Below are 9,441 nucleotides of genomic sequence, written 5' to 3' on the forward strand. Positions count from 1 at the left end.
GTCGAGCGAGAAGCGGCAGGACTCGGCGAGTCGCAACGCCTCGGCCCGCCACGCGACCGGAAACAGCTCGGCGAGCGTCTCGACCGGGCGCAGGTGGCGCTCGGCATTCGACGGCAGGCGGTCGGCGGCCTCCATCACGGTCACGCGATGGCGCAGGGCGGTGACCACGTCCAGCAGCGGCTTTTCCTCCCGCTCGGCCATCAGCGTGTCGCCCAGCGCCGTGATCGGCAGGCCGTGCTCTTCGGCCAGCTGCCGGGCCGCCGCGAACCGACGGCCGTCCCGCCCGTCGAGCCAGGCGACCACGCCCAGCCAAGGCCGGATGCCGGCGCCCGCCAGCCAGTCCGGCGCGATCGCTTCACCGGGCGGCACCTGCCAGATCACCCGCACCCCGGCGTTCAGCCCACCGAGCACGTCCGCCCTCCCGAGGCGGTACTCGCCCTTGGCCGCCGCCCGACGCCCGCGGGTGATCAACTGGCTGATCGCGGCGTAACCGGCCCGGCTCGCGGCCAGCAGCACCAGCGTGTCGCCCTCCTCGAGCACTAGCCGCGTGCCGAGAATCAGCCGCGGTCGCCCGGCCTCCGGCAACGCCCGCCAGCCCTGGTGGGCCCGCACCACCCCGGCGAACGAACACTCGTCGCACAGCGCGATGGCCGCGTAGCCGCGCGCGGCCGCCACCGCCACCAGCCGCTCGGGATCGGGCGTGGCGGCAAGGAAGCTGAAATTCGAGCGTGCGGCGAGTTCGGCATGGGCGGACATGCGAATACTGTATAAATGAACAGTTGTCGCTGTCCAGCATCCCGACGCGAAGGGGTTGATACCGGGGAAGGAATCTGCAATTGTTTCAATTGGGTATCACATTGGCTTATCGCGCGCGAAGCGGGAGGGGACATGGCCAGAGCCGAACATCCCATCTGGGGCGCATACGTCCGCCCCCGGCGCGAGCCGCCGGCGAGCGAATCCACTTCCCGTAAGGGGACGGGGCTTGCCGCGAGCGCCACGCCGCCAGCCCCTGCCCGCCCGGAATCCCCCGCGGCGAAAAGCGGGGAACTGTGGCCGGGGCCGCGCTACGCCCGGCTGATCGAGCGATTGCGGCGCTGGATCGGCCGGGAAGTGCACGTCTCGGTGTTTTCCTTCAACGGCTCGTTTCTCAAGGAAGGCCAGCCCTACCGCCTGCTCGACGTGGTGCCCTACCCGGCGCCGCAGAGCCACCCCCACCCGGCCAAGCGGGCCTATCCGCACATGCTGGTGCTCGGCTCGGAGCGCCCGGAGGGGCGCGAGGACGCCTACTGGCGCAACGGCGAGTTGCACGGCGGAGCGATCAACCTCGCGCATGTCGGCAGCATCACCGCCAGCGCCTTCCCGGAGAAAGCGGAGGACTGGGTCTACGGCAACCTCGACCTGCTCTCGCGCTACTACGGCCGGCCCGCGGCGGAGCTGCTGGAGGAGGGCCTGGTGCCGGCCCGCGCCCTGATGGCCGCGCCCGACTCGGTCTGGCTGACCCGCGACGATAACCAGCGCATCGCCGGCCTGCTGGAATCGGCCTGATCGCCGCCTCCCGACCCGCGCGCAATGCCGAATCGTCAGCCGGCGTGAGCCAGCAGGATCCGCAGGAAGCCCTCGCCGTACTTCTCCAGCTTGTGTTCGCCCACCCCGCTGACGGCCGCCATCTCGTCGAGCGTGGACGGGCGGAGTTCCAGCATGTGCCGCAGGGTGGCGTCGCTGAACACCATGTAAGGCGGAACGCCCTGTTCCTCGGACAGCCGCTTTCGGTGGGCGCGCAGGGACTCCCATAGCGGCTCGTCCTCGACCCCCACCGGCACCTGACCGGGGCGTTCGCGGCGCGTTGCCCTTGCCCGCTTCGTCTCGGGGCGCAGGTGCAGGGTTTCCTCGCCGCGCAGCACCGTCCGGGCGGACGGGTCGAGACGCAGGCCGCCATGACCCTCGGCGTCCACGCTGACAAGGCCCCGGGCGATCAACTGGCGGAAGACGCCCCGCCAGGCGGTGGCGGACAGATCCGCGCCGATGCCGAATGTCGAGACCTGATCATGCCCGAAGCGGCGCATGCGCTCGTCCGCCTCGCCGCGCAGCACGGCGACGAGATAGTTCACGCCAAAACGCTGGCCGGTGCGGTGGATGCAGGACAGGGCCTTCTGCGCCGCCTCGGTGGCATCCCAGGTCTCGGGGGGCTCGAGGCAGTTGTCACAGTTGCCGCAGGGCTCGGCCAGGGTCTCGCCGAAGTAGCCCAGCAGCGCCTGCCGGCGACAGGAAGTCATCTCGGTGAGTGCGAGCATGGCGTCGAGCTTGGCCCGCTCGATGCGCTTGATGCGCTCGTCGGCCTGCGAGTCGCCCAGCATCTGGCGCAGGGTGATCACCTCCTGCAGGCCGTAGTCCATCCAGGCGTCGGCCGGCAGACCGTCGCGGCCGGCCCGACCGGTCTCCTGGTAGTAGGCCTCGATGCTCTTGGGCAGGGACAGATGCGCGACGAAACGCACGTCGGGCTTGTCGATGCCCATGCCGAAGGCGATGGTCGCCACCACGATCACGCCCTCCTCGGCGAGAAAGCGCTCCTGCACCCTGCGGCGGTGTTCGGCGGAAAGTCCCGCGTGGTAGGGCAGCGCGACCAGTCCCTGCTTTCCCAGCCAGTCGGCGGTCTGCTCGACCTTCTTCCTCGACAGGCAGTAGACGATGCCGGCCTCCCCGGGATGCGCCTCGCGGATGAAGCGCAGCAGCCGGTCGCGCGCCCCGCCCGTGCCCTGGCCGATGCGGTAGCGGATGTTGGGCCGGTCGAAGCCGGAGACGAAGCGGCGGGCATTGTCCAGCCGCAGGCGGTCGACGATCTCCTCGCGGGTGGCCTCGTCGGCGGTGGCCGTCAGGGCGATGCGCGGCACGCCGGGGAAGTGCTCGGCCAGCTCGCCCAGGCGGATGTACTCGGGGCGGAAATCGTGCCCCCACTGCGAGACGCAGTGCGCCTCGTCGATGGCAACGAGGTTGATCGGCATCTCGGCCAGCCGCTCGAGCATGCCCTCGGTCATCAGCCGCTCGGGAGCGACGTAGAGCAGGTCCAGCTCCCCGGCGTGCAGGCGGCGGAACACGTCGCGTGCCTCGTCGGCCGAGAGGCTGGAATTGAGGAAGGCGGCGGCCACGCCCAGCTCGCGCAGGGCGGCGACCTGGTCCTGCATCAGCGCGATCAGCGGCGAGACCACAATCGCGGTGCCGGGCATGGCCAGTGCCGGGACCTGGTAGCACAGCGACTTGCCGCCGCCGGTGGGCATCAGCACCAGCGCGTCCCGGCCGCCGACGACCGTCTCGATGACCGCGCCCTGCGGCGGACGGAAATCGTCGAAGCCGAAAACGCTCTTGAGTATGTCTCTCGGTGTGCCCTGCATGGCGCTATTGGGCCAGAATCACGTCGCAATGCAAGTCCATGCGGGGCGATCCCCCCGGGCCCGGAGAGATGGACGGCTTCACAAAAGTCCATTAGGGTGCGATTCTCGATCCGAACCATGACAATGTGACAGGAATACCTGCATGGACCTCGACAATATGGACGCCCTCGACAAGGCGACCCGTCCGAGCCGCCGCGAGATGTACCGGTTCGGCTGGGCACTGCTGTTCGTCATCGCGGTGGCCGCCTTCACCTACCTGAGCCAGGGCCACGTCAGCCTGGTCATGGTCATGGCGGCAGTGATCGGCGCCTACATGGCCATGAACATCGGCGCCAACGACGTGGCCAACAACGTCGGCCCGGCGGTGGGCTCCAAGGCCCTGACGCTGGGCGGGGCGATCGCCATCGCGGCGATATTCGAGGCCGCCGGGGCGATCATCGCCGGCGGCGACGTGGTGACCACCATCAAGGGCGGCATCATCGACCCGGCAGCGATCGGCGACCCCATGACCTTCGTCTGGCTGATGATGGCCGCCCTGCTCGCCGCGGCCATCTGGCTGAACCTGGCCACGGCCTTCGGTGCCCCCGTCTCCACGACCCATTCCATCGTCGGTGGCGTCATGGGCGGCGGCATCGCGGCGGCCGGCTGGGGGATCGCCAACTGGGGCACGGTCGGCCAGATCGTCGCCAGCTGGGTGGTCTCGCCGCTGCTCGGCGGGATGATCGCCGCGGGCCTGCTCTATCTCATCAAGCGCAGCATCACCTACCAGGGCGACCTGATCGCCGCGGCCAAGCGGCGCGTCCCCTGGTTCCTCGCGCTGATGGCCTGGGCCTTCGCCACCTATCTCGTGATCAAGGGGGTCAAGAAGATCGTCGAGGTCCCGTTTGTCGGCGCCGTGCTGATCGGGCTGGTCATCGCGGCGATCGTGTTTTTCGCCGTCCGGCCGCTGGTCGCCCGTGCGGCGGACCGCATGGAGGAGAACAGCAAGGCGAGCGTCAACCGGCTGTTCACGCTGCCGCTGATCTTCGCCGCCGCCCTACTGAGCTTCGCCCACGGCTCGAACGACGTGGCCAACGCCGTCGGTCCGCTGGCGGCGATCAACGACGCCCTGACCCAGGCCGGCACGGCCGCCAAGGCGGCGATCCCGCTGTGGATCATGGCGATCGGCGCCCTGGGCCTCGCCGTCGGCCTGGCCCTCTACGGGCCGAAGCTGATCCGCACCGTGGGTCACGAGATCACCGACATCGACCAGATGCGCGCCTACTGCATCGCCATGGCCGCGGCGCTGACGGTGATCGTGGCCTCGCAGCTCGGCCTGCCGGTCTCCACCACCCACGTGACCATCGGCGCGGTCTTCGGCGTCGGCTTCCTGCGCGAGTACCTCAAGTCGAACTACGACCGGATCGAGCAGCAGGTCCGCGACCTACACCCGGAAGGTGACGACGACGAGGTGATGCACGAGTACCTGGAGCGCTTCCGCTCCGCCTCGATCAAGCAGAAGGAGCAGATGCTCCAGGAGCTCAAGGACAAGAACGCACGCCGCCAGGCCCACATCAGCAAGCGCCAGCGCAAGGACCTGAAGAAGATCTACAAGCGCGAGCTGGTCAAGCGCTCGCTGGTCCTCAAGGTGATCGCCGCCTGGGTAATCACCGTGCCGGCCGCCGCCATCCTCGCGGCCGTCTTCTTCTACCTGATGCGGGCAGTCATGGCCTGAAGAACGGCCGGGTGGCGCGAAGGCGATACACTGCCGCAATGCCTGCCGCATCCTGCCAACCTGTCGATCTGGTCGCCGCCCTCGGGACGGCGATGCCCGAGTGGCGATCGGCCAACCACCGCCTGCCGGTCGTCATCAGCGGGTCGCCCGACTGGGTACGAGCCTGCGCCCGGTCGCTGCTCGACGACGACAGCCTGTGGATCGGCCCCGATCCCCCGCCGGGCGTGAATGCCCTGTCGTTCCGCCGCGCCCGCGAGTCGCTCGGCGGGGAATGCGGGCAAGTGGTGTTCAACGCGCTCGACGGACTCGATCCCGATGCCCTGGGTGCCGCCGGCGGCCTGCCCCGGGGCGGCGGGCGCATGCTCTGGCTCACCCCGCCGCTGGCCGACTGGCCACATCGACCCGACCCGGAACTGGCTCGCCTCACGCCCTGGCCACTTTCCTATCGCGACGCCGGCGGCGCCTTCGTGCAACGGCTGACGAGCTGCCTGCGAGCCGAACCCCGGGCATGGCTCGTCGCCGAGGGCCGGCCGTTGCCAGCGGTGCCCTCGCCGCCGGACAGCCCTGCCCTCCTGCCAACCGACGACGAGTCCTGCCGCACGCCGGACCAGTGCGAGGCAGTCGAGCAGATCCTCGCCGTGGCCCGCAGCCGACCGCGACGCCCCCTGGTGCTGCGCTCCCACCGCGGGCGGGGCAAGTCCTCGGCCCTGGGCATCGCCGCGGCGCGGGTGCTCGCCTCGGGGCTCGGCGACGTGCTGGTCACCGCGCCCCGTCGGGTGGCGGTCGAGCCGGTGTTCGAACAGGCCGCCCGCCAGGCGGGAATCGAGACCTGTCACCCCGGCCAGCCGAGCTGCGGCGCCCACCGGCTTCGGTTCCTGCCGCCGGACGTGCTGATCGACCAGCAGCCGCCGGCCCGGCTGCTGCTGATCGACGAGGCCGCCGCCCTGCCAGCCGGGATGCTCGAGGCCCTGTTCCGGCGCTACCCGCGCGTGGTCTTCTCGACCACCGAACACGGCTACGAGGGCACCGGGCGGGGCTTCGCCATCCGCTTTGCCGCCCTGCTCGACCGCCTGGCCGTCTCGGTCCGGCGCCTGACGCTGACCACGCCGGTCCGCTGGGCGCCGGGTGACCCGCTCGAGGCCCTGGTCGACCGGGTGCTTCTCCTCGATGCCGACCCGGCACCTGACGAGGCAGTCGATACGACCCCCACGGCCGACATCCGGGCCGTACGGCCGGCGGACCTGATCGCCGACGAATCCCGGCTGGCCGAGCTGTTCGGGCTGCTGGTCACCGCCCACTACCGCACCACGCCGCGGGACCTGCGACAGATGCTGGACGCGCCGGGCGGCACGGTCTGGGAGGCCCGCTCGGGCGGGCATGTCCTGGCCACGGCGTGGACGCAGGACGAAGGCGGGCTGCCGCCGGAACTGGGCGAGGCGGTGTTCGCCGGCGAACGCCGGGTCCGGGGTCACCTGCTGCCGCAGACGATGGCCACCCACGCCGGCGAGCCGCGGTGGGCCGGCCTGCGCGGTCGACGCATCCAGCGGATCGCCGTGCACCCGGCCGCCCGACGGGACGGGCTGGGTAGCCGGGTCGTCCGGTCGATTGCCGGGCAGGCGGCGGCAGACGGACTCGACTTCCTCGGCGTGAGCTTCGGGGTGGAAACGGAATTGCTGGCATTCTGGCGGGCTCAGGGATTGACTCCCCTTCACCTGGGGCAGCATCGCGACCACGCCTCGGGGCGCCAGTCGCTGGTGATGGCACGAGGACTGACTCCCCGTGGACTACTGGCCGTCGACCACTCGGCCTGCCGCTTCCAGGCCCGGCTGCCCGTGCTGGCCGCCGGACCCCTGCGCACGGCCGATCCCTGCCTGCTGGCCAGCCTGCTCGAAACCTCCGCCGACATGCCCGTGGCCCCGCCGCCGGCCGACTGGACCCAGATCGAAGCCTGCGCTTGGCACCACCATCCCCTCGACGCCGCCCTGCCGGCCCTCAGGGCCTTTCTGGGCATTGCGCTGGGACACCCCGCGGTGCGCAGCGGAGTCGACGGACAACGACGCGCTCTCCTGGTCGCCCGCTTCCTGCAGTTGCGCGAGACGGCCGACCTCGCCGCCGCCTTCGGGCTCGACGGACAGCAGGCGATCGACCGGCAATGCCGGGGTGCGCTGCGCGAGGTACTCGCCGCTGTCGAGCCCGGGGATGCCGACCATGACGAGGCGGACTTCGGCAATGATGGCCGGCCGGCCGACTGACCCGGCCCCGCCGGGGCGCTACAATTCCCCTTTTTACGGGCATGCCCATGGACCTGATCACCCCGCTGAAACTCTCGCACCTCGAGCCCGTTGCCCAGGGCGCGCAGAAACTCGTCTTCCGCCACCCGGACGACCCGCGCGTGCTGGTCAAGGTGGTCAATCCCCGTTTCATCGAGCGGCGTGACCGAAAGGATCGCTTCTACCAGAAGCGCCGGCGCATCGGGCATCACCGCGCCTTCGCCCGCGAGATGATCGAGCACCTGGTGGTCCGGGCCCTGCACCCGGGCCGGCTGGCTCCCTGCCCGTACATGCAGAACATCCTCGGCGTGGTCGACACCGACCTGGGCACGGCCCTGCTGGTCGAGGCGGTACTCGACGAGAACGGTGATCTCGCCCCCACGCTGCGCGACCTGGTGGAGACCAACCGCTTCGGCCCGCGCGAGCGGGATGCGCTCGAGGAATTTCTCGACTGGGCACTCGACTCGAACGTGCTGATCAACGACCTGTCCGCCGACAACCTCGCCTGGCACCATGACGGGCACTTCGTCATGATCGACGGACTGGGCGATCGCGCCGGCATCCCGATCCGCGCGGTCAGCCCCTGGCTCAACCGTCTCTACAAGCGAAAGAAGATCCGCCAACTGCGCGAGGCGATCGAGGCGTTGCAAGACGCCGACTGAGCCGGCAACGAACCGGACCGTCGCCGGCCTCGACTCGCTGCCAGTCTCCGAGCTGAAACCCCATGGAGGAAACCATGCGCCCCGAAACCATCGCCCTGCACGCCGGCTACCAGCCGGACGACCAGCACGCCGTCGCCGTGCCCATCCACCAGACCACCTCGTACAGCTTCGACGACGCCAAGCACGCCGCCGACCTGTTCGACCTCAAGGTCCAGGGGAACATCTACTCCCGGATGATGAATCCCACCTGCGGGGTGCTCGAGGCGCGCATGGCCGCGCTCGACGGCGGCGTGGGTGCACTGGCCACGGCCACCGGCATGGCCGCGATCACCTACGCCATCCAGACCATCGCCCAGGCCGGCGACAACATCATCTCGATCAGCGAACTCTACGGCGGCACCTACAACCTGTTCGCCCACACCCTGCCCCGGCAGGACATCGAGGTGCGCTTCCACGACAAGGACGACTTCGCGGGCATCGAGGCCTCGATCGACGGGCACACCCGCGCGATCTACTGCGAGTCGATCGGCAACCCGTCGGGCAGCATCGCCGACATCGAGCGCCTGGCCGACATCGCGCACCGCCACGGCCTGCCGCTGATGGTCGACAACACCGTCGGGACGCCGTTTCTCCTCAAGCCCATCGACTACGGTGCGGACATCGTCATCCACTCGGCCACCAAGTACATCGGCGGGCACGGCACCACGCTCGGCGGGGTAATCGTCGACTCGGGGCGCTTCGACTGGGCCGCGCACCCGGAGCGCTTCTCGCTGCTGATCGAGCCCGACCCGTCCTACCACGGTGTCAGCTACACCAACGACGTCGGCGAGGCGGCCTTCATCACCCGCGCCCGCGTCGTGCCGCTGCGCAACACCGGCGCGGCCCTGTCGGCCCAGTCGGCCTGGAACCTGTTGCAGGGGCTGGAGACCCTCTCGCTGCGCATGGACCGCATCTGCGAGAACACCCAGGAAATCGCAGAATTCCTCGAGGGCCATCCGCAGGTCGGCTGGGTGCAGTACGCCGGCCTGCCCGAGCACAAGGATCATCGCCTGGCGCAGAAATACATGGACGGGCGGGCCTCCGGGATACTCAGCTTCGGCCTCAAGGGCGGCCGCGAGGCGGGTGTGAAGTTCTACGACGCACTGCACCTCATCCTGCGGCTGGTCAATATCGGGGATGCCAAGAGCTGCGCGGCGATTCCCGCCTCGACCACCCACCGCCAGCTCAACGACGAGGAACTGCGCGCCGCGGGGGTCCCGCCGGACATGGTGCGCCTGTCGATCGGCATCGAGCACGTCGACGACCTGATCGAGGATCTCGACCAGGCACTCAAGGCCGCGCGCTGAACGGTGGGAGCGAGCCTCGCTCGCGAAACGCGCCGTTGGCGCGTGCCCCGGTCGGAAGGTGCC

7 protein-coding genes are annotated in these 9,441 nt (G+C 70.0%); 5 read left to right on the forward strand and 2 right to left on the reverse strand.

The window, feature by feature from the left end:
* The coding region (locus ACLFMY_RS07035) for a PHP domain-containing protein (RefSeq protein ID WP_410763901.1) at positions 1–756 on the reverse strand (756 nt) is incomplete at its 3' end.
* Positions 757–888: 132 nt separating this feature from the next.
* Between ACLFMY_RS07035 and ACLFMY_RS07040 the strand changes: the two genes are divergently transcribed.
* Positions 889–1,545 carry a hypothetical protein gene (locus ACLFMY_RS07040; protein ID WP_410763903.1) on the forward strand — a complete coding sequence of 219 codons (657 nt, stop codon included), beginning with the start codon at positions 889–891 and terminating at the stop codon, positions 1,543–1,545.
* A gap of 35 nt (positions 1,546–1,580) precedes the next feature.
* On the opposite strand, the gene recQ is transcribed toward ACLFMY_RS07040, so the two are convergent.
* The gene (gene recQ / locus ACLFMY_RS07045) at positions 1,581–3,386 is read right to left on the reverse strand and encodes a DNA helicase RecQ (protein WP_410763904.1); all 1,806 of its coding nucleotides are present in this window, start codon (positions 3,384–3,386) and stop codon (positions 1,581–1,583) included.
* Between the two features lie 142 nt (positions 3,387–3,528).
* Here recQ and ACLFMY_RS07050 point away from each other — a divergent pair, with 142 nt between their 5' ends.
* The 4 genes from ACLFMY_RS07050 (at position 3,529) to ACLFMY_RS07065 (ending at position 9,378) form a co-directional block, all read left to right on the forward strand.
* Complete coding sequence (locus ACLFMY_RS07050; RefSeq protein ID WP_410763905.1) at positions 3,529–5,100, forward strand: inorganic phosphate transporter; 1,572 nt, start codon at positions 3,529–3,531, stop codon at positions 5,098–5,100.
* Between the two features lie 38 nt (positions 5,101–5,138).
* Positions 5,139–7,352 carry a tRNA(Met) cytidine acetyltransferase TmcA gene (locus tag ACLFMY_RS07055; protein ID WP_410763906.1) on the forward strand — a complete coding sequence of 738 codons (2,214 nt, stop codon included), beginning with the start codon at positions 5,139–5,141 and terminating at the stop codon, positions 7,350–7,352.
* A 47-nt stretch (positions 7,353–7,399) separates the two neighbouring features.
* Entirely contained in the window at positions 7,400–8,032 is a 633-nt protein-coding gene (locus tag ACLFMY_RS07060; RefSeq protein ID WP_410763907.1) for a YrbL family protein, read from the forward strand.
* Positions 8,033–8,106: 74 nt separating this feature from the next.
* Entirely contained in the window at positions 8,107–9,378 is a 1,272-nt protein-coding gene (locus tag ACLFMY_RS07065; RefSeq protein ID WP_410763908.1) for an O-acetylhomoserine aminocarboxypropyltransferase/cysteine synthase family protein, read from the forward strand.
* Positions 9,379–9,441: the final 63 nt, after the last annotated feature.

The organism is Guyparkeria sp. (genome assembly GCF_046545975.1).
GTDB lineage: Bacteria > Pseudomonadota > Gammaproteobacteria > Halothiobacillales > Halothiobacillaceae > Guyparkeria.

Coding starts and splice junctions, on each gene's coding strand:
- ACLFMY_RS07050 (WP_410763905.1), top strand. CDS start 3,529: ATGGACCTCGACAATATGGACGCCCTCGACAAGGCGACCCGTCCGAGC.
- recQ (WP_410763904.1), bottom strand. CDS start 3,386: ATGCAGGGCACACCGAGAGACATACTCAAGAGCGTTTTCGGCTTCGAC.
- ACLFMY_RS07060 (WP_410763907.1), top strand. CDS start 7,400: ATGGACCTGATCACCCCGCTGAAACTCTCGCACCTCGAGCCCGTTGCC.
- ACLFMY_RS07065 (WP_410763908.1), top strand. CDS start 8,107: ATGCGCCCCGAAACCATCGCCCTGCACGCCGGCTACCAGCCGGACGAC.
- ACLFMY_RS07040 (WP_410763903.1), top strand. CDS start 889: ATGGCCAGAGCCGAACATCCCATCTGGGGCGCATACGTCCGCCCCCGG.
- ACLFMY_RS07055 (WP_410763906.1), top strand. CDS start 5,139: ATGCCTGCCGCATCCTGCCAACCTGTCGATCTGGTCGCCGCCCTCGGG.